The organism is Clostridium sp., assembly GCF_051650885.1.
Classification (GTDB): Bacteria; Bacillota; Clostridia; order Clostridiales; family Clostridiaceae; genus Clostridium.
In genome coordinates this window covers 1-20868 of sequence record NZ_JBOFRG010000071.1, presented here as the reverse complement: position 1 = coordinate 20868, position 20868 = coordinate 1, and the positions used below count along the sequence as shown (strand labels likewise).

Genomic DNA, 20868 nt, shown 5'->3' with positions numbered 1-20868 from the left:
AGTAAGACATCTTGAAGGTCTGCACCTTTTTTATCTACTTGTTTAGTTATAGTTAAATCTGCATTATTTAATTTAGTTATAACTAAATTACTTTCCGCACTGTCAGCTTCTAGTGGAAGGCTTGGATCCACTTGATACTGATAGTTTATTATACCTGTATTCGGTATTGTATTAGGTACAACAGACATACCGTTATCCCTCCTTATTTATATTAACTATTATTACTTATAAAATATTATCAACCCTATAAGAAATCGCTCATAATATATTATTAAATATCAATCTATATAGTTCATTTATTTATTGATATTAATAAATAAAGTACAAACTATATTTATAAGGAGATAAACAAAATGATGAATTACAAAAATACTACAAGATTAGATACACTTTGTATGCCAACAGATGTAACTGATTTTACTCAAATCACAGAAGATTTTATATCATGTATTCCAACTTCAATGCCAGCCATACTTGAAATTATTGATGATAAAATCAGTATAGAAATTTCCGAAAAAAAAGTTGTCTCTTCTCCAATAGGGACTTCTGCTGAAGGTTATGTTTTAACTGGAAATACTTTAATTGTTATAGTTGACATTAAAGTTAGCTTCCAATATGTTTCAGCTAGCAATAATGCTACAGTTCATAGCTTTAGTACGTTGCATAGTACTATTATTCCAATATCATTATCAGAAAACTTTAATAATAGCTTTGATGTAAGTGCAAATATATTTATAGAAGATCTATATTACACAGTAGAATGTGAAGACTCTGTATTTACAAGTGTAACTTTCTTAGTTACAGCAGAGCAACTACTAGGGAGGTGTTAGACTATGGCATTTTCATTTAAAGATTTAAAAGGCTGTTATTGTGACGACGATGATAAAAGGGAATTAAAATTTTTCTCAAGACTTCCATTTGCAAAGTCTATAGTGCTTTGTAATTACCAACCTTCAATAGGATCTGTTATTTCTAGTGATGTTGAGCCAACAGTTTCATCAGTAAAACTTATTACTACACCAGTTGCCATTTCTTTTGAAGGTCAAAAATTAACTGGATATAAGCTTTTAGTAGATGTTTCTATTTTCCAAAAAATAATTTATGCGTCTGGAGATTGCGAAGCTAAAACTTCATCAGTATTAAAATATACTGATATCAAATCAGTATATGTTGTTTTACCTGCAGTTTATAATGAAGCCTCTCTTTGCTCTTTAGTTAGAAATAATAGATTTCTAATTAATCCTATAGTTGAAGATTACTCAGTAAGAGTTAAAGGACCATATCAGTTATACTCTTACCTATCTTTAATAGTAGATGTTCAGTTATATTAAAAAGCTTTAAATTTAGGGGCAAAAAAGCTATCTTCTTAAAATCTAAGAAGATAGCTTTTTTTATTTATTGATTATCATTAATTTATCTTTTGGCATTGTATAATTATTATCATTACCTTTTTCAAATATAGAAATTCCTTCCTTTTTCACAAGTTCACTTTTAACCACTCTAGATGTTATATATACGTTAAACTCTTCATCAAGTGCCATCGATTCTAAAATATCATATTGACCTACATTTATTAAATCAATAGCTTTCATAAACCATGGAAGTTCTATGAATTCTCCATGCTTGAAGTAAAAAGTATATAAGGTTTTTTCAACTTCTGCAATAATATCTGTTTCATTAGTTACAGGTTTAGCTAGAAACTCTTTTGCTTCACGTAAAACTTCCTCTTCATCTGATATAACTATTACATTGTTAGAAAACTCATTTAATTTAATTAAATTGCTTTTTTCCCCTGTATATTCTCTAAAATCTACTATGATGGAGATTAACTCTTTAGAAAAAGATATACTTTTCCCTCTTAGTTCATTTAAGATATCTTGTAGATTATTTGATTCCCCAAGCTTAAAATCAGGATAATTTACATTTCCTTTATGCTCTTCATAACTTTTAATTTCAGCTAAAGCCTCTGAATATTTTCCTATATAGTAATAGCAAGTTCCACGTAAGAAATGTAAATCTGCAAAATCAGTATATTTTTTTAAGAATTCACTGCTATAAAATATAGCTTCGCTATACCTTCTTGCTTCAAACAATCCCTTAGTTAAATAAATTGCTAAATACTGCCTAAATCCATTATCAAAGCCTTCTGTATTATAAGATTTTATATATGATTCTAAAGCCTTCTCTTTTAAGCCTGCTCTTGAATACTCTCCTGCTATATTGTAATAAAAGAAACCATCCTTTTCCTCTTCAGGATAAACTTCATATATCTCAAAATTTCTTTTCTTCTTTTTCTCTATATCGTATTCTTTTTCATCATATCCTAAATGATATATTTCAATTGGTAAAAATCCTATATCACTTTCTTTATAAGTTTTTAAAATAGACCTTATAATTTGCTCGTGAATTTTTCCTACAAATCTAAAATTCTTTCTATTTTTAAATATTCTAAAAGTTTGAGCAGCTAAAGTTTTTTTACCATCAATAATATTTGCTAATAAAAGACAATATCCTTCATATCTCTTATTTAAATTTTTTCTTAGATTTATCCACCCATCTCCAACTAAATATTCATCACAATCAATATAGATAATATAATCCATAGTTGCTTTTTCTAACGCTTCATTTCTAACTAAAGAAAAATCATTATCCCATTTCTTAAAGTATACTTTTGCACCATAAGATTTGGCAATTTCAACTGTTCTGTCTGTAGAGCCAGTATCAACTACAATAATTTCATCTACAACCCCTTGAAGGCTTTTTAAACAAGTTCCAATATGCTTTTCTTCATCCTTTGCAATGATACAAGCTGAAATAGTACTACTCATCCGCTAACTCATTCCATTTTATTAATTTAGGATTTGGATCTAATATTGATTTATATTGATTTATATTTCCATATTTTCCATCTGGATCACTCTTCATGTATCTTGAATATTTAGAAAGTCTATCTTCAGGTCTTGCCCAGCCCATATGCTTAACTCTAAGCCTTGATAAAGCATTTTGAAGTGTTCCTAAGTTGTAAGGAAGTCTTCCACAGTGAAGTGGATTTTCAAGCCATCTATAATTAAAGTTCTTTTGATATCTAGTTAGGAATGTTCTATAAATTGCATGTGCATTCCAGAATTGGTCTTCTCTATAATTTTCTTCATCCCAGAAATCATAAAGTCTAAATGAATATGCATCGCACCAAGGGTCTGAATTAATTAAAGTAATAATTTCATCCTTGAATGAATCTTCAAAAATTTCATCAGCATCTAAGCTTAGAATCCAATCTGGACTTGTTTTAATAGTTTCAAGCCATTGTTGCTTTCTTAAATTAATCTCATTTCCAAACTTACTCTTATCATTTTCAATAAGTTTAAGATTTTTAGAACCTAAAATATCTTTTATGATATCCTTTGTTTTATCTGTACTACCATCATCTATAATAACTGCATTAGTTATTACATCCTTATTTTGTTCTAGTACTCTTTCTAAATATCTTCCCTCTTCATTTTTTACAACCATAGACAATGTTAATTTATTTTCATCTCGAACTCTTCTTAAAAGTGGTGTTGGTGATAAAATAATTGGACTTTCCTTTTTAATAGATTCAATTTTCCATCCAACCTTAGTTTCTCTTAATATAGCTACATAAGCACCAGCATTATTAAAGCTATAAGAATTTCTAATTCCCTCTACAATAAGTTTAAAGTTAAGAGCAATTTTTGTTCTATCTGAGAAGAAAGATAATCTCCATTCATCTACTCTGTGTTTTGATATAACTTTACCACTTAAAATAGATTTTTCTTCAAGCTCTCTTAAATTTTTAAGTCTTTCCCCTTCATCTTCTAATACTAAATTAAGCCATGAATAATCCATGTCTTCTTTATATGAATAATTATAATATCCTTTTAAGAACTCTGTAACTAAGTCAATCATTTCATATCCTAGAATATCATAATCTCTATTTTTACAACCTTCTTTAAAACCATTTACTCCTGCTAAATCTGTACTTCTATAAATATGGTATGCTGGATAGTGTGTATCTACAAATAATTCATAACCAAATGCAACAGCTCTTATACAGAAGAATCTATCTTCTCCCCAGAAAGAAAGATTATAAATTTTAGTGAAATTTACTCCATCTTCTAATGGTTTTCTTTTTATTAGAGTACACGCACCAAGTCCACCAACTTTATAAACTCCTGGTTTTCTTAAAGTCATTAAGAACTCATTTATTTGTCGACCTGCCTCCTCTTGGCTAACAGGTTTTATCATATTAGCTTCATATAGTGTATAAGCATCCTTTAACCATACCTGTGGTAAATCTTGACCATCTGGACTCCATTTAGTCCAAAAGATATTTGATAGAATATCCTTATCTCTTGATAAAAGTGATTTTAAACTTAATGGATTAAGAACTATATCAGAATCTATAAAAAATACATAATCATAATCATTTTCTAATGCATGATTTATAATTCCATTTTTAAATCTAGTAACTTTTTCAACTAAATCTTCATTCCATCTGTGAGTGTAATCATCACAAACATACTCTTTATCAATATCTTTTCCAATATTTACATCTAAAAGAGTAACATTATCTCTTTCAATACTAAAATCCTTTAATAATTCACTTGAACTCTCTTCTTTATTGTCATCTACAAAGCAATATCCAATAACAAGTTCTTCAGTATCAAGTTCTCTAAGTGATTGCAAAAATTCTTTAAGAATATCTTTTTCTTGACAGACAGGACTTCCAATTAATATTTTTTTCCCTTTAAACTTTTCCCATTCTATATTTGGCATAAGCTTCCCCCTTATAAATAATTTTCATATATTGTTATATCTATGTCTTTTACATCATAATCATCTATATTTTTTTGGATTTTTGTTTTTAAAATATTTCTAAGAATCAATCTTTCCTCAACTCTCATTTCATTTGTTTTAATATCTAGAATTTCAACCATAAATGCACATTTATCTTTTTCAGTTTCTAAAATATCTGCTAAAACTGATTGTTGCCCATATGGAAGTATCTCATCTTCTCTAAGTGTTAATATCCATTTTGTTTTTAAATGCTTTGATATAAGCTTTTCTAAACTCTCTTTTTTACATTCAACTATTTTTGCACCCATTTGTAAGCTTTCTTTAACAGTCTCATTTCCAGAGTTTAAATCAAATACAATAACTTCATCACATAGTTCATTTATATTTTTAACTACGCTGCCTATATTTCCTTCAGCTTTTTCAACTACAACAGCACATCCTATTAAAAAGTTTGATTTATTAATCATTCCTCCATCTAGTTGTGTTGCAATAGAATTTATATCATACATTTTGTCGTAATTATTATTTGGATATTCATAGCTTGCATTTTGGCTTATAGCATATTTTTCAATATATCGTCTTCCTTTGCTATGCTTTCCACATTCAATACAAGCTAAAGTTCCTAAGAAATACATATCTTTAAAATCTGGCAAAAACTTTTTGTAAGTTTCTAATGTTTTTATCACATCATTAAATCTTTTAAGTGATGAATAAGATTTCATAATATTTAAAATTAAGTATGGAAAATAAATATATCTATTTCTAACATAATCTGTTACTTTAATTGCTTTAAAATATATTTCAAGTGCTTTTTCATAGTCATCAATTCTTGCATATTCATTTCCTAATGAATAATAATAATAACCATCTTTTTTGTCTTCAGGATAAGCTAGTAGAATTTCTAAATTTCTTTTACTTTTTGCATCTGAATCAACAATATCAGGGTCATATCCATAATGGAATATTCTAACTTGTGTTGGAATTATTGCTTCAAGTCCAGCTTTATCTTCAATGGAATTTATAATCTGCTCATGCAGTTTTCCAACAAATCTATATTCAGGTCTATTTTTGAAAGCTCTTAAAACAATAGCACTTCCAATATCTTGTCCTTTTATGAAATTAACCATTCTTAAGAAATAAGCTTCAGCTTTTTTCTCTGTTTTTATCATATTAATTAATTGAATTAAATCATCTCTTGGCATTTCTTCATCTGCATCTAAGAAAAGAATCCAATCACCTGTTGCATTATCGATTGAAAGATTTCTAGCTGCTGAAAAATCATTACACCAAACGAAATCAACTACTTTAGCACCATACTCTAATGCAATTTCTTTTGTTCTATCTGTAGAACCAGTATCCACAACAACAATCTCTTGAACTAAGTCCTTAACACTCCTAAGACATCTTGGAAGGTTTTTTTCTTCATTTTTTACAATAAGACATACGCTTAAATTCATAACTTTCCTCCATTTTAAAATTCCTCTATATCTACTTATATGCATCATCATTCTATAAGTTATTAAAAATTTGATATAAACATATTAATAAAACTAAAAACATATGATTTTATTAGACATATTAAATAGGAGGGAAATATGATAAACCTTGTAGGAATTAATAAAATCCACCCTTTAAATACAGAGCTTTCAAAGAAAATCAATTTTTCATTAAATGTTAATCTTGAAGAAACAGAAGCTTCTATTGCAAAGCTTACATCTGTCATGTGCACAGCCTCAAGTATAGAGCTTGAAAAATCATCAACTGGGATTTTAATAAGCACAACATATACTATAAAAGTTTTATATACTAGTTTAGAAAGTGAATCAGTTCATGTATGGAAAACTACCTATACTCATTTAACTGAAATAGAAAGTTTTGAAAAAATAGGTTGGGACTCTTTAAATGTTTTAATAAAAAGAAAAAAACTCTATCCTAAAGCAGAAATATATGAAATTTTTTCAAAAAAGCTTACAAATAAAAGCTTTTATTTAACTATATATGCACTTTTAAGGATAGATTATGCAAAGCCTTTAAGTCTTTGTTTAAATATTATGATAGATAAAAGTACTTCTAATCTTTTCTTAACAGATGAAAATTTTAAAGATTTAGAACAAATAACCTTTCAGCCATTAGGTCTTATTAAAAGCCCTATTTTTGATACCACTCTCCCAGTGCTATATTTTTTCAGAAAAAATGGAGATTCATATTTTTTAGAAAATTATAATTTAAAGACAAAATCATTTAACATAATTTCAGAAGATTTTCTTTCTATTTTTGAATTTAAGGTACTAGAATCCTTTATTTTAATTTATGGAGAAACTGCCTTTGCAAAAGGAATTTTCAAAATAAATAAAAATGATTTTGAAATAGAAATTCTACATCAATCAATTAACATAACTAAATTTTCATATACTAATAATGTACTATACACATTAGAAGAAACTGATAATTCTATTTTTTTAAATTCTATTTCAAATGAAATTTTTTCTAAAAATCATTCATTGAAATTAGATTGTTTAGATGGAATATTTATAGAAAATTTTTTGATTTTTTTAGATAAAGATAAAAATTTAAATCTTTTGAATTTAGAGAATAATACTTCAATGCAAATTTTAAAGAATTCTAATATAAAGACTTTATCAACAGTATTGATAAACTACCCTAATATCTATGTACATTTCAATATTACTGAAGTGGAGGCTGGTATTTTATCTTATAATATAAAGGAAAAATCTTTAAAATATTTATTAAATAAAAAAGCAAATATTAAATCTATTTCTTTTAATAAAGAAAAAACAAAATTATACTTCTCATTAAAAACTCATTCTAATACTGAAATTTACACACTCGAAGAAAACAAAATTACAAAGCTTATAAAACTATCAGCAGAAGATATTTTTATATCTTAAAAAAAGGGCCTTAATAGATAGCCCTTTTTTAATATTTTATAATGGAATTTAATGTAGTGATTCCATCACTTAAATTTTTATAAGAATGTTCTTTATCTGCTTCAAATTTTAATGAGTCAAATTTATTTAATTTAAATTCTTGCTCTTCAATGGTTATTAAAACCTCTCCTTCCATTACAGTAACAATTTCTACACTTCCTTTATTATGTTTTTCAGTAAGAGTAGTTTTATTGTTAGGAGCTAGATAAATTCTGAATGTTTCTAAAAATTGAGCTTTTTCTTCTTTAAAAACAAAATCAATTTTAAAAGATTTGTCATTACTCTCTAAAATATTTTCAGATGTTGCCTTAGAGAAAGATATTTCTTCTTCATAATTTGTTAGCTCCGCTAATGTTGTATTTAATTCAGTACATAATTTCCAGATTATATTTATTGTCGGATTAGCTTCACCACGCTCTATTTTTGAAAGGGTAAGTCTACTAATACCAGTATTATTAGCAAGTTGTTCTATTGTGAGGTTCTTAGCACAACGAATTTTATTTATAGATTCTCCAATTTTAGATATAAATCTTTTAGATGTTAATTCATTTATATTCATTAAGTATCACCACCTTATAGTTATATAATAAATTATATAACTACTTTACAAAAAAGTATAATATATTATGCTTTTCAAATAAATTATTATATTATACTTTACATTTGAATTAAAAAGGTATATTATAATATACATGAAAAGGAGGTTTTATTATGAGCGCAATATTTATTGGAATTATATCATCAATGTTTTTTTCAGCAACTTTTGTTATAACTAAGCTTATGGGAACAGGAGGAATAAGTTGGGAATGGACATCTTCACTAAGATTTATATTAGCATTACCATTTTTATTTTTAATTGTTGCTTTTAGAGGAGAGCTTAAATTATTATTTAAATCTATACATAAGAATTTTTTTAAGTGGATGCTATGGGGAAATTTATCAGGAATAATATTTTATTTCTTATTAACTATATCATCTGACTTCGCACCTTCATGGTTAGTAGCTAGCAGTTGGCAAATAACTATAGTAGCAGGATTACTTTTATCACCTTTATTTTTTATTCCTACAGTAATTAATGGTAAAACTACTTTGGTGAAAGGAAAAATTCCATTAAAAAGATTAGGAGTATCATTATTTATATTGATAGGTGTTGTTATAATGCAATTAAATGAACTTAATACAATATCATTAGTACATATTTTAAAAGGATTTATACCAGTTGCTATAGCAGCTTTTCTATATCCATTAGGAAACAGAAAGCTTATGGAGGTATGTGGAGATGAAATTAATAGTTTTCAACGTTCACTAGGAGTTGCAATAGTAAGTATGCCACTTGCAATAGTATTTGCAATTATTGGTGGTAGTAAATCAACTTTATCTAGTATGGATTTTGTTCAAGCTTTACTATTAGCCTTATTTTCTGGAGTTATTGCAACTGTTACTTTCTTTTTTGCAACTACAAAAGCAAAACACGATTTATCTCTTTTAGCGGCAGTTGAATCAACTCAAGCTGGAATGGTTGTTTTTACTATAATAGGATCAATTATATTTTTAAATGGAAGCTTCCCAACAGGATTTTCTTTATTAGGGATAATTATTATAATTTTAGGTATGATTATAAATTCCTTTATAAAATAAACTAAAAAAGGATGTCTCTGAAGAAGTTTTAAAACTTTTTCAAAGACATCCTTTTTAAAATACTTTTTACCACTTAGATCCTTTAATATGCTTCTCTATTTCAGCTTTAGATCTCTGTTTAATTATCCATGCTTCATTCTTAGCTTTTTCAAATGTATTTAGACAACCTGGATCTAAATTATCTCTTATTCCAGCCTCACTAAGCTCAATAATTTCAGTTGCTAATGCAATAACAGTTGCATGAATGTCATTAGTTTTATCAGCACGATAAATTTTATCTGAAGTTTCTTTATCTAATTCTTCAAATTTTTCAGGACCTACTCCACATTTAGGACAAACACTTGGTGCAGTCTCACCTTCAAAAACAAATCCGCATACAGAACATTTAAATAATTTTTTCATAAACTTTTCCTCCTTTATTAAAAACTAGTAGCTTTAAATTTCTCAAAATTATTTTTATATAAAATTATTTTGAGAAATTTTAGAATTTTATCCTAAATTAGCTTCTAATTTTATTATAGCACTTTCTTTACATATACTTTTTAAATTTCCTGTAAATACTAAAAAATCAGGTAGACTTTACTCTACCTGATAAATTATTTATTTAATTAAATCCCAAATGGAATTCCTAATGTAAAGAATGCTACTAAAAGTATTGTCCAACAGATTAAGAATCCAACTGAGTAAGGCATCATTAATCTAATCATATCCCCTAGAGTATAGTCTGGCTTGTACTTTCTCATAAATACTAAGATAATACCTGCATAAGACATTAATGGCGATATTACATTTGTTGATGAATCTGCAAGTCTGTAAGCAGCTGCAACAACTTCTGGTGTTAAGTCTGGGTTAACACTAAATAACATTGGTATAAATATTGGTCCAAGTAACATCCATTTTGAAGTTAATCCTCCAACAAAAAGGTTAATTAAAGCAGTTACTAATATAAATCCTATTAATAATAATACTGGATATTGGCTTAATCCTAAGCTTTGTAAGAATGAAGCTCCAAGGTATGTTATATAAGTTCCAATATTTGAGTAACTAAGTAATGCTAAGAAGTTATACGAGAAGAAAGTAAGTACAAGTACATATCCCATTCCACCCATTTGCTTACTCATAGCTTTAACTACGTCCATAGCTGTGTTAAATTTACCAACCTTTCTACCAAAGAATAATCCTGGTACAAAGAATGCAAATGTTATAAATAATATTATGTTGTCCATTATTGGATTAATAGTTTTTCCTGTTTCTGCATCCACAAAGTTTGCAAGTGGTCCCATTTTTAATAATCCAATAATTGCAAGTGCTAATATAAGTCCAAATAAAGCATTTTTAAGAGCCTTATTTTCTTCAGGCTTTACAGCGAAGTTTGCTGCATCAAAATCTTCTGGTACTACATAATCTTCTTTTTCAAGTCTTGGCTTTATAAATTTAGCAGTTATAAAATATCCAACTACTGAAAGCATTGCAGTTGACGCTAATATAAATATATAATCCATTGTTGCTGGATTTAAAGCTTGTCCTGCTTGCGAAAGGAATGGTACCCCTTGTCCTTCAGCAAATATTTTAGCATTATTTCCAACGATTACATCAATTGGTGTTCCGGGAATAAGGTTTGCACTAAATCCTGCTGAAACCCCTGCAAAAGCAGCTGCCATACCAATAAGTGGATTCTTTTTAAGTCCTACATAAAGCATACCTGCAAGTGGAATTAAAATTATGTATCCTGCATCTGTTGCAATACTACTCATAATACCTAAGAAAACAAGAACTACTGGTAAAAACTTATCTGAAACTTTAAGTCCAACTTTTTTAATTATAGTACTTAAAAGTCCTGACTCTTCAGCAAGTCCAACTCCAAGCATTACTATAAGAATAGTTGCTAAAACTCCACCACCGTATCCAAGCCAGTTAGTAAGCAATGCGTTATTAAATATCCATCTAAAGTTTTCAGGGTCTAACATATTTTTAACTTGGTGAACTATATTTCCACCATCAGCCCCTAATGTTTCGAACTTCATTCCACCCATGAATAAAGTCAATGTAAATACTAATGCGTATAATCCCATAAAGATTATTACTGGATCGGGTATCTTTTTCCCAAATTTCTCAATGAAAGATTCTTTTTTAATTACTTTTTCTTCTTTTTTTAATTTTGTACTCATAAATTTACCCCCTTCGTAATTATGTGAACTTTTTTTTAATTCTTTGTTAATGTTGTACTTATTATAGCACCTTTCAACAAATTAAAAACATAAAATATAAAATTATATGTTTTTTGCCTTATTTATTATTTCTTTATCAAAATAAAGTTATTTTTTTAATATATTTCTAAAATATTACCCATTTTTTTAATGTTTTATCACAACAAACCCTCCAGCAAATCTGTTTCTGAAAAACATTCTTGTATTTTTGTTTTCTATGGATAAACATTCTACCTTTTTCACTCTAAAAAACTCTTAATTTATAAATTTACTTTTGATATTATTTCCAAAATAAAAATGCCACTAAGAAATTAATTTCTTAGTGGCATTTTCTTTAAGTGAAAATTCTTATTGAGTAAGTTTGTCGTTTTATATTAAATAAAATTCATTTTGGGCTAGAATCTTATTTTATAATTAGTTTTGTTTCCAACTTTCTTTTCTGCATCCATATATTATTAATGGTAATACAAACATAACTACTGAAGCAATGATTTGGAATGCTATATAGAAGCTAGCTCCAATTCCAGCAGGTGGTATTAAACTAGCAATTATTGTTAAAATAATACCGATGAATGCTAAGATTGAAACGAACCATACAGTTCCTGTTCCACCTAATCTGAAAGGTCTTTCAAGATCTGGTTTGCTGTATCTTAATTTAATTATTGCAATTATCATTAAGATGTATGCTAAACAGTAAATTATAGTTGTTGTTATAGTAATCATTAAGAATGCTGTATTTACGTTTGGTACTACAACATATACGAAACCGATTAATGATATAACTACTGCTTGAATTAATACGAAAGTAACAGGAATTCCTTTTGAATTTCTTTTTCTGAATACTTTTGGTAATAATCCGTCATCTGCAACCTTAACCATAGCTTTTGATGGTCCAAGAACCCAAGCTGATAATTGTGCTAAGATACCAATTGCAATTACCCATCCCATAATATTTACGAATACTGATGGGATTCCTAATGCTTTACAGTATATAGCAAATGGTTGTAAAATGTTTGAAAGTTCCATAGTTCCATTAGGAACAGCATTAGCCATTGTTAATCCAGCTATAAGGTTTACTATAATAATGATTATTAATGTAGCAATTACAGCTATTGGATAGTTTTTCTTAGGGTTATCGATGTTATTAGCGTGAACTGATGAAATCTCAATTCCAGCGAAGATAAATACGATTCCTGAGAATAATGTTAATGATGTACTGTTATGGAAATCAGGCATAAGTTTATGCGCAGAGAATCCTCCTGCTAAATATCCATGTGGATTTATTCCATATTTTGCAAGATATATTAATCCGAAGATTATTAAAAGCGCAAATGGAATATAAACCCCAATTATTGCTCCCCAGTTACCAACAACCTTAACCATGTCAAATTTCATGTTAAGTAATGTTACTAACCAATATCCAACAACGATACATATGAATATAAACATGTTGTTTTGAGCAAGTGCTGTGCTACCAACTCCATATCCTATCATAACTCCAATTGTTGAAGCTATCATAACCATTCCGAAGAACATTTGAACCCATATAAGCCATGCTGTTACAAATCCAAATCTCTCACCTAAAGCTTCAGAAACCCAAACTTGAGGACCTCCTTCTTTAGGATATGCAGTTGCAAGCTCTGCTGCGATTAATGCTATTGGGATAGCAAATAATATTACGGCTGCGATAAGGTAAGATATTTGTGTCCATCCTGTTGCTGCTAGCGAAGGAACACTTCTTACTGTACCGAAGAAAGCCATTGTAATACCAACTAATTGTACTAGACTTAGTTTTTTGTTCATAATAACGACATCCTTTCTCACTCATATTAAATTTTTAATTTAAAGAATCACACCTCGGAAATTCTTTATGTTCTTATTATAGGGAGTCTAAATATTTTTATCTAATCCACTAATCTGAGTCTTTCATAAAATAGATACCTTTACATAATTTATATTTTAAAATCAGTCCCATTAAAAAGAGATATTGTCAATATTATCCCTTTTTTATTATTAAAGTAGTATTAAAAGTTAGGTTTTATAAACATTTATTTAAAATTATGTACTTTTTGTAAACTCGATACTGTTTTTTAATTAATTTATATCCATAAAATCTTAATTTCAAATTTAATATTATTATGATATAATAATTAGATATTTTTAAAGAATTGGAGATTTTTTTATGACAATAGGAACTAGTAAAAATGATGAAATTTTATATCTTAATAAAACTTTAAATAGAATTAACACTCTATTAAAAGAAGCAGGTGATTCTGAAGAAGCACAAGGAAATGATATAAAGTCGGATAGACGTCTTTTATGGGACAGTATAAAGGAACTTGATGAAATTGAGGTTCAACACTTTAATCAAAGTTTAGCAATGCAAGAAAAAATTTATGTTAAAAATAGAGAAAAAATTAAAATATTAAGAAACCAACTTAATGCACCATATTTTTCTAGAATTGATTTTAAAGAAGAAGGTGAAAAGCCTGAGAGCATTTATATTGGTGTATCAAGTGTAATGGAAGATGATTTTGACTTTTTAGTTTTAGACTGGCGTTCACCTATCTCAAATATGTTTTATGACTTTGAAATGGGACCAGCCTTTTATACAACACCAAATGGTGAAATTCATGGTGAAATAACTTTAAATAGACAATACAACATAAAAAATGGTGAAATTAAATTTATTCATGAAAACAATTCATCTATTCATGATGAAGCACTTTTAAGTGTTTTAGGTGGAAATACTTCTGATAAAATGAAAAATATAGTTTCATCTATCCAAAAAAAGCAAAATGAAATTATAAGAAATGACAAAACAAAGGTTCTTTTAATACAAGGAGTCGCAGGTTCAGGAAAAACTTCTATTGCAATGCATAGAGCAGCCTTCCTTCTATATAAATATAGAAAAACATTAAGAGCTGATGATATTTTAATCTTCTCTCCTAATGATGTATTTAGTGAATATATAAGTGAAGTACTTCCAGGGCTTGGAGAAAGTAATATTTCTGAAACTACTCTTGAAGATTTTTACACTTCATTTCTTCCAAGAATCTATAATTATGAAAAGAAAAATGATTACTTAGAATATATCTATTCTAATGAAGGAAAAGATAAAGAAGCTCGTAATTTATCTATGAAATTTAAAAATAGCTTAGAATTTTCAAATATATTAGAAAGCTTCTGTAATAATTTAGATACAATACTTCCTAAATTTAAGGATATAGTTTTTGACAATAAAACTATTGTTACTAGAAAAAAAGTAGCTGAAGTATTCCAAGTTAAATTTAAAAATGTTCCTTTTATGGATAGAATTGATTCTCTTAAAGGAAACCTTTTTGCACAAGTTGAAACAAAGTATTTTGTTCAAGCTAAAAATAAAAATGCTTCTGATTTTGGATATAATCCATTTGATCATGGAGATAACATACAAAGCTATTTAAAAGAAGAAGTTTCAAAGATGGTTGATTCTATGTTTGAAAGCTTAAACCCTGTTGAAATATATAAGATGCTTTGGCTTAAATTAAATAAAGAAAGAAAAGATATAGATAATATTATAGATATTACTTTAAAATCTATAGAAGAATCTACTATATTATATGAAGATATTATTCCTATCCTTTATATAAGAATGCATATGGATGGGTTTAAAAACTACAATAGAATAAAGCATCTAATAATAGATGAATGTCAAGATTATAGCCCATTATTCTATAAGATGGTAAATAAAATCTTTAAAGGTGCATCCTTCACAATTTTAGGTGATGTAAATCAAAAGATTTCAAAAGATACTAACATAGATAAAAAAGAAGATATTGAACTTATCTTTGGCGAAGAAAATACTGAAATAGTTTCTCTTACAAAAAGTTACCGTTCAACTTTTGATATAACTGAATTCTCTAAAAACATTTTAGAATTTGGTGAACCTGTTGAAGGAGTAGAAAGACGTGGACTTCCACCACAGGTTTTAGAAAATGTAGATGTGAACTCTACTGTTTTAAGTCTTATAGATGATATTCATAAAGAAGATTTAGAATCTATTGCTATAATTACAAAAACATCAAGCCATGCTAAAGAGCTTTATGAAGAGTTAAAAGACAAAATTAAAGATTTAAATCTTATAATAGATGATAACTCTCATTACTCAAAAGGAATTACTATTATTCCTTCATATATAGCAAAAGGGCTAGAATTTGACTCTGTTATAGTTCCAGATATGGAAAGCTACACAAAAGATAGTGAAAGAAACCTTCTATATACAGTATGTACAAGAGCACTTCATTCACTTTATCTTTTATCAAAAGGAAAAAAATCAAATCTTTTATAAAATTAAATCTCCAAGCAGAAAGTTTTCTCTGCTTGGAGATTTTTTATTTCTTTATTTCCATTTTTCTCATTAATAAAACTGCAAATCCTGAAAGAACTGCCGAAATAACTAAAAAGCTTATAAGAGTTCTTCCTAAGTGAAATGGCTGAAATCCTAATAAAAATGCCACTTTTGTAAGTATCCATGTAGCTACATCTGGATTTGAAAATATAAGAAAATTGAACATCATAATTAATACAAATGGTGACACACCTAAAACAATCTTCATTATTTTATTTGCCTTGTAGAAAATCATAGCTAAGACCACACCTATTAAATAAGCAACAATTGATAGCATAAACTGAAAACCAAAAGTTTCTAAAATTCTAATAAGCCCCGATGAACTACTTATAATCCCATAAGATTGTTCATAAAGTGAAGTGCTAGTCATAAACATATTACTAATTTTATTTACTATAATATCTATAATCGTAGTAATAAACGCTATTGGTAGTATTGAAATTATTAGCCCCTTTATAAATGATAGCTTTGATATTCCACTTCCTTGTGTAAAATAATAATAAGTTTTAAAGCAACCTATTCCACACCCAAATAAATAAATGCTTGTTATAAACTCGCTTCCTGACATTCCTCCTATTTCTGAGAATATAATTCCTGATATAAACATCAATGAGAATTGAACTCCTAAATATATTCCATAAAATATAGGTAGTGCTTTTATTATATTGTAAGCATTAAACTTTGCAACTGTCATAGTCTTCATAATTAAACCTCTCCTTTTTCTGTAAGATAAATAAATAATTTTTGTAATTCTACCTTTGAAAAAGCTAAATCTAACTCTTTAGCCGAAAGTTTATCTTCTTGTTTAATTTCACCTACAATAGTTGCCGCCTTAAATACTGAAAACTCTTCAACATTTACTATATTTTTATTTTCAATATATGTTTCTACTTTTTCTGCTGTTCCAGAAACAGTATATGCAGAAGTTAAAAGTTCATCTACTTCTTCACTCTTTATAACTTCACCATCTTTTAAAATAATAACCTTTTCTAAAATATTTGAAACTTCTTCTATTATATGTGTTGAAATAATTATAGTCTTAGGCTTTTCTAAATAGCTTCTCATAAGCTCCTTATAGAAAAACTCTCTATGACTTGCATCAAGTCCTATAACAGGCTCATCAAAGATTAATATATCTGCATTTGATGAAAGTGTAATTATTATCTTTAAAATTGAACTATACCCTGTTGATAGTGTCTTAATTTTCTTAGTTATATCAAGGTTAAACTTTTTAGCTAATTCTAATGCATAATCCATATTAAAATTTGGATAAAACTCCTTAGTCCATTTTAAAACTTCCTTTATTTTGAAATCATTTGGATAAAGATTTTGCTCAACCATACAATAGATTTTCTCTAAAACTTTATCATTTTCATGAATATCTTCACCATCAATAATTACTTTTCCAGAATCTCTATTTATTCTATCTGTAATTAAATTTATAAGTGTAGTTTTACCTGTTCCATTTCTTCCAAGTAAGCCATAAATCTTATTTTCTTCAATTTCCAAGCTTAAATCCTTAAAAATTACTTTATTACCATACCTTTTATTTAAATTCTCAATCCTTATTGTGCCCATAACTTACCTCTCTTTTTTTATCATATTTATAATCTCATCCTCTGAAATATTAAGTCTTTTAGCTTCCTCAATAATTGGAAGTATAAACCCTTTTAAAAATTGTTCTCTTCTTTGCTCCATTAAAATTTGAGAGCTCCCCTTTTTTACAAACATACCAATACCCCTTTTTTTATAAATAATCTCTTTATTAACTAAGATATTAAATCCCTTATTCACAGTTGCAGGATTTATCTTATACATTAAAGAAATTTCTGTTGTTGACGGAATAGCCGACTCTTCTTCAAAAATACCATTTAAAATCCCATCCTCAATAGCATGGGCTATCTGAACATAAATAGGACTATCCTCATTAAAATCAATCCTCATTAAGAAAATTCACCTCCTAAAACTAATAACTTAATTAGTTAGTTACTCTTGTAACTAACTATATCACTAACTAATCAATAAAGTCAACCATAATTTGTAAAAAAATCCCCCCACCAGATACAAAATCCAGTAGGGGAATTAAATTTAATTATCTACAACTTTCACTAATTTTCCTAAAAGGATAAATCTAGCATTATCAAACTCATAACTACAAGTAGATAAAGTAAGAATCTTATCTCCATAATTTAAAGGCATATCTCTCCAGAAGTAAGCCTTTTGTTTTACTAAATCAATATAATTATTAAATTCAGTCGCATTCTTAAAGTTTGTCACAATATAAGGATAATCAGCTGCTACAACAGCATCTCCAAATATTTCATAAACATATACTTTTCCATCTCTAATAAATTCCATATACTTATTGTCATTAAAGAATTTTGTATCTTTAAAGTTACTTATACTTTCAAACATAGTTCCATTTCTCATATTATGTCCAAATATAAGCATATTTTTAGATACCTTAGAATTTATATCAGTAGCTTCATTTACATTTGTTTTATCATATATAAATGGATTTCCTTCAATGCTTTTTACATTATAAAAACTATGATGTAAATAGTATTCATTATTATTAGTTTGAACAACAGGGTAATTTACATCAGTTCCATTAACAATAAGCCAACCTTGGTAGTCATTATTTATTTTTTTAAGTTCCGTTGCTTTAGCTTCTATTTTTTCGATTTCAGCTTTTGTAAAGTAATCTAGATTTTCTGCTTTTGTTGGATCAATATCCATAACCTTTTGAACTTTCTTTGTTTGTTCATTCCCAATATGATATTCATATTGCTTGTACAGTATTTTTCCTACACAAAATATTATAATCAAAATTAGCACAATATTTATGATTCTAATAATATTTCTCTTTTTTTCTTTTTTCATATGTTCTCCTTAACCTTTGTAAATATTTTAATTATAGCATATTCAAATTCTTGATTTTAAAGTTTTAAAAATATTTAATAAAAAATGCATTTTTCATTCTTACTTATTCAACACCTTAAAAAATTTTAAAAAAGAAAGGAGGTAACCCCTCCTTCCCTTAAAATATAAGTTAAATACTAACTTTTCAGATTAGTTTTTTTCTTTTTTCTTCTTGTTTCTAAATTTACTACTATTAACATCACTATAGATATACCTAATATCATGTAAACCATAAATAAGCTACTATCTCCTGTTAATGGACTTTGTCCTTTATTAACATTATGATTTTCCTTATTTGAACTATGGTGGTTATCTTTATTTATATTATTTGATCCTGTACTTATTACAGGTATTTTTTGATCAACCACTGTTACCTTTTGCATAGTTTCTACATTCATATTATTAATAACAACATTAGTTTTATTGTTATTAATTTTATATCCATTTGGTGCTTTAATTTCTTTGATAGTATATTTTCCCCAAGCTAAGTTATCTAAGCTTGCTTTACCATCTTTATTAGTAGTTATATCTTTACTAAACCCGTTTGGTCCACTTACGTTAAATGTTGCTCCTTCTAATGGAGTTCCATTATCATTTGTCTTAGTAATTTCAAGCTTACCTAAAATTCTTTCATCTTTAACTTGAGCTACAACTACTTGACCTTGTTTACTTATTGTAAATGTTCCAACAGTTTTATTTATTAAATATCCTACTGGTGCACTTACTTCTGTGTAAGTATAAGTACCTGCTGGCAATGTAAATTCTGTTGCTGTTTTCTTACTGATGAATGATTTTTCAATCTTTTCACCAGTTAAGCTAGTTCCTTGTATAACTATTTTTGCTCCTGCAACTTCTTTTCCATTTGTTATATCAACTTTTGAAATTTTAACTGTTCCTGTAGTAGCAGTATCTTTAACTGTTACTTTTTGTACAGTTCCTACTGATACGTTACTAACAACTATCTTGTTAGTTTCTGTATTTAAGTTGTATCCAACTGGTGCCTTCGTTTCCTTAATAGTGTAGTCTCCCCAAGCTAAGTTATCTAAGCTTGCTTTACCATCTTTATTAGTAGTTATATCTTTACTAAACCCATTTGGTCCATTTACAGTAAATGTTGCTCCTTCTAGTGGAGTTCCATTATCATTTGTCTTAGTAATTTCAAGCTTACCTAAAATTTGATTATCAATAACATTAATACTTTGAATATCTTTTACATTTTCTGCACCTATAGTTACTGTTTTAACTTCTGGATTTATCCCATATCCAACTGGTGCTTTAATTTCTTGAATGCTATATTTTCCCCAAGCTAGGTTATCTAAACTTGCAACACCATTTTTATCTGTAGATATTTTTTGGTCAAATCCATTTGGTCCTGTTACTTTAAATTCAGCACCTGATAATTTCTTATTATCATTCCCTGTTTTAGTAACTTGAATTTTTCCTAATACTTGTGTATCTGTTACTGTTAAACTTTGTACTTCTGATACATTTCCAGCAGTAATGTTTACTGTATTTACTTTATCACTTAAAGTATATCCTTCTGGTGCTTTAGTTTCCTTAATTGTGTAAGTTCCCCATGATAGATTTTTAGCTTCCGCCACTCCATTACTATCTGTAGTTATTACTATAGGTTCTTTACCTGGTGCAGTTATTGTAAACTGCGCTCCTGCTAATTTAGCCTTATCTTTTCCAAGCTTTGTTATTTGTATAGTACCTGTTTTAGCTCCATCTACTACATTTAAGCTTTGAACTACATTTGCATTGTTATTGTCGATAGTAATTTTATGAACTGTATTATCTAAGTTATATCCTTGTGGTGCTGCTGTTTCTTGTACAGTATATTCTCCCCAAGCTAAACCTGAAAGTTCTGCTATACCTTTATCATTAGTCGTAACCTTCACTTTTGTTCCATCTGGTTTAGTTATTGTAAATTCTGCTCCTTGTAGTG

The 20868-nt window shown here is 27.8% G+C and carries 17 protein-coding genes and 1 pseudogene; 5 read left to right on the top strand and 13 right to left on the bottom strand.

Annotation, left to right across the window (positions count from 1 at the left end):
- Positions 1-188 (bottom strand): annotated as a pseudogene (locus ACRC28_RS03655) (hypothetical protein); the annotation flags it as partial.
- Between the two features lie 165 nt (positions 189-353).
- Between ACRC28_RS03655 and ACRC28_RS03650 the strand changes: the two are divergent.
- Both ACRC28_RS03650 and ACRC28_RS03645 read left to right on the top strand, forming a co-directional pair.
- Positions 354-830, top strand: coding sequence for a hypothetical protein (locus ACRC28_RS03650; protein ID WP_438542097.1), 477 nt, complete (start codon positions 354-356; stop codon positions 828-830).
- Between the two features lie 3 nt (positions 831-833).
- Entirely contained in the window at positions 834-1331 is a 498-nt protein-coding gene (locus ACRC28_RS03645; protein WP_438542096.1) for a hypothetical protein, read from the top strand.
- A 60-nt stretch (positions 1332-1391) separates the two neighbouring features.
- On the opposite strand, the gene ACRC28_RS03640 is transcribed toward ACRC28_RS03645, so the two are convergent.
- From ACRC28_RS03640 to ACRC28_RS03630, 3 genes are read right to left on the bottom strand one after another with little or no spacing between them, the layout of a single operon-like run.
- Entirely contained in the window at positions 1392-2828 is a 1437-nt protein-coding gene (locus tag ACRC28_RS03640; RefSeq protein ID WP_438542095.1) for a glycosyltransferase, read from the bottom strand.
- Positions 2821-4794 (bottom strand): glycosyltransferase family 2 protein, encoded by a 1974-nt coding sequence (locus ACRC28_RS03635; protein ID WP_438542094.1) that lies wholly within the window; start codon positions 4792-4794, stop codon positions 2821-2823. The genes ACRC28_RS03640 and ACRC28_RS03635 overlap by 8 nt, the downstream gene beginning before the upstream one ends.
- 11 nt (positions 4795-4805) lie before the next feature.
- Complete coding sequence (locus tag ACRC28_RS03630) at positions 4806-6272, bottom strand: glycosyltransferase (protein ID WP_438542093.1); 1467 nt, start codon at positions 6270-6272, stop codon at positions 4806-4808.
- Between the two features lie 138 nt (positions 6273-6410).
- Here ACRC28_RS03630 and ACRC28_RS03625 point away from each other — a divergent pair, with 138 nt between their 5' ends.
- On the top strand, positions 6411-7724 hold the full coding sequence (locus ACRC28_RS03625; protein ID WP_438542092.1) for a hypothetical protein: 1314 nt from the start codon (positions 6411-6413) through the stop codon (positions 7722-7724).
- Positions 7725-7752: 28 nt separating this feature from the next.
- Here ACRC28_RS03625 and ACRC28_RS03620 read toward each other — a convergent pair whose 3' ends face one another.
- Positions 7753-8322: a helix-turn-helix domain-containing protein gene (locus tag ACRC28_RS03620; RefSeq protein WP_438542091.1), complete on the bottom strand. Its 570-nt coding sequence runs from the start codon at positions 8320-8322 to the stop codon at positions 7753-7755.
- A gap of 152 nt (positions 8323-8474) precedes the next feature.
- Between ACRC28_RS03620 and ACRC28_RS03615 the strand changes: the two genes are divergently transcribed.
- Complete coding sequence (locus ACRC28_RS03615; RefSeq protein WP_438542090.1) at positions 8475-9401, top strand: DMT family transporter; 927 nt, start codon at positions 8475-8477, stop codon at positions 9399-9401.
- Between the two features lie 66 nt (positions 9402-9467).
- On the opposite strand, the gene ACRC28_RS03610 is transcribed toward ACRC28_RS03615, so the two are convergent.
- The 3 genes from ACRC28_RS03610 to tyrP form a co-directional block, all read right to left on the bottom strand.
- Positions 9468-9803 carry a rubredoxin-like domain-containing protein gene (locus ACRC28_RS03610; protein WP_438542089.1) on the bottom strand — a complete coding sequence of 112 codons (336 nt, stop codon included), beginning with the start codon at positions 9801-9803 and terminating at the stop codon, positions 9468-9470.
- A gap of 206 nt (positions 9804-10009) precedes the next feature.
- Positions 10010-11569 (bottom strand): AbgT family transporter, encoded by a 1560-nt coding sequence (locus ACRC28_RS03605; RefSeq protein WP_438542088.1) that lies wholly within the window; start codon positions 11567-11569, stop codon positions 10010-10012.
- 453 nt (positions 11570-12022) lie between these two features.
- Positions 12023-13411, bottom strand: a complete 1389-nt coding sequence (tyrP, locus tag ACRC28_RS03600) for a tyrosine-tyramine antiporter (RefSeq protein ID WP_438542087.1) — start codon at positions 13409-13411, stop codon at positions 12023-12025.
- 379 nt (positions 13412-13790) lie between these two features.
- On the opposite strand from tyrP, the gene ACRC28_RS03595 reads away from it, so the two are divergent.
- Positions 13791-15938: a HelD family protein gene (locus tag ACRC28_RS03595; protein WP_438542086.1), complete on the top strand. Its 2148-nt coding sequence runs from the start codon at positions 13791-13793 to the stop codon at positions 15936-15938.
- Between the two features lie 43 nt (positions 15939-15981).
- On the opposite strand, the gene ACRC28_RS03590 is transcribed toward ACRC28_RS03595, so the two are convergent.
- From ACRC28_RS03590 to ACRC28_RS03570, 5 genes are all read right to left on the bottom strand, one after another.
- The gene (locus ACRC28_RS03590) at positions 15982-16701 is read right to left on the bottom strand and encodes a hypothetical protein (protein WP_438542085.1); all 720 of its coding nucleotides are present in this window, start codon (positions 16699-16701) and stop codon (positions 15982-15984) included.
- Between the two features lie 2 nt (positions 16702-16703).
- The gene (locus ACRC28_RS03585; protein WP_438542084.1) at positions 16704-17576 is read right to left on the bottom strand and encodes an ABC transporter ATP-binding protein; all 873 of its coding nucleotides are present in this window, start codon (positions 17574-17576) and stop codon (positions 16704-16706) included.
- Positions 17577-17579: 3 nt separating this feature from the next.
- Positions 17580-17942 (bottom strand): GntR family transcriptional regulator, encoded by a 363-nt coding sequence (locus ACRC28_RS03580; protein WP_438542083.1) that lies wholly within the window; start codon positions 17940-17942, stop codon positions 17580-17582.
- Between the two features lie 144 nt (positions 17943-18086).
- The gene (gene srtB / locus ACRC28_RS03575) at positions 18087-18881 is read right to left on the bottom strand and encodes a class B sortase (RefSeq protein WP_438542082.1); all 795 of its coding nucleotides are present in this window, start codon (positions 18879-18881) and stop codon (positions 18087-18089) included.
- A 176-nt stretch (positions 18882-19057) separates the two neighbouring features.
- A partial coding sequence (locus tag ACRC28_RS03570; protein WP_438542081.1) for a SpaA isopeptide-forming pilin-related protein occupies positions 19058-20868 on the bottom strand: 1811 nt, incomplete at its 5' end.

Coding starts and splice junctions, on each gene's coding strand:
- ACRC28_RS03650 (WP_438542097.1), top strand. CDS start 354: ATGATGAATTACAAAAATACTACAAGATTAGATACACTTTGTATGCCA.
- ACRC28_RS03645 (WP_438542096.1), top strand. CDS start 834: ATGGCATTTTCATTTAAAGATTTAAAAGGCTGTTATTGTGACGACGAT.
- ACRC28_RS03640 (WP_438542095.1), bottom strand. CDS start 2,828: ATGAGTAGTACTATTTCAGCTTGTATCATTGCAAAGGATGAAGAAAAG.
- ACRC28_RS03635 (WP_438542094.1), bottom strand. CDS start 4,794: ATGCCAAATATAGAATGGGAAAAGTTTAAAGGGAAAAAAATATTAATT.
- ACRC28_RS03630 (WP_438542093.1), bottom strand. CDS start 6,272: ATGAATTTAAGCGTATGTCTTATTGTAAAAAATGAAGAAAAAAACCTT.
- ACRC28_RS03625 (WP_438542092.1), top strand. CDS start 6,411: ATGATAAACCTTGTAGGAATTAATAAAATCCACCCTTTAAATACAGAG.
- ACRC28_RS03620 (WP_438542091.1), bottom strand. CDS start 8,322: ATGAATATAAATGAATTAACATCTAAAAGATTTATATCTAAAATTGGA.
- ACRC28_RS03615 (WP_438542090.1), top strand. CDS start 8,475: ATGAGCGCAATATTTATTGGAATTATATCATCAATGTTTTTTTCAGCA.
- ACRC28_RS03610 (WP_438542089.1), bottom strand. CDS start 9,803: ATGAAAAAATTATTTAAATGTTCTGTATGCGGATTTGTTTTTGAAGGT.
- ACRC28_RS03605 (WP_438542088.1), bottom strand. CDS start 11,569: ATGAGTACAAAATTAAAAAAAGAAGAAAAAGTAATTAAAAAAGAATCT.
- tyrP (WP_438542087.1), bottom strand. CDS start 13,411: ATGAACAAAAAACTAAGTCTAGTACAATTAGTTGGTATTACAATGGCT.
- ACRC28_RS03595 (WP_438542086.1), top strand. CDS start 13,791: ATGACAATAGGAACTAGTAAAAATGATGAAATTTTATATCTTAATAAA.
- ACRC28_RS03590 (WP_438542085.1), bottom strand. CDS start 16,701: ATGAAGACTATGACAGTTGCAAAGTTTAATGCTTACAATATAATAAAA.
- ACRC28_RS03585 (WP_438542084.1), bottom strand. CDS start 17,576: ATGGGCACAATAAGGATTGAGAATTTAAATAAAAGGTATGGTAATAAA.
- ACRC28_RS03580 (WP_438542083.1), bottom strand. CDS start 17,942: ATGAGGATTGATTTTAATGAGGATAGTCCTATTTATGTTCAGATAGCC.
- srtB (WP_438542082.1), bottom strand. CDS start 18,881: ATGAAAAAAGAAAAAAAGAGAAATATTATTAGAATCATAAATATTGTG.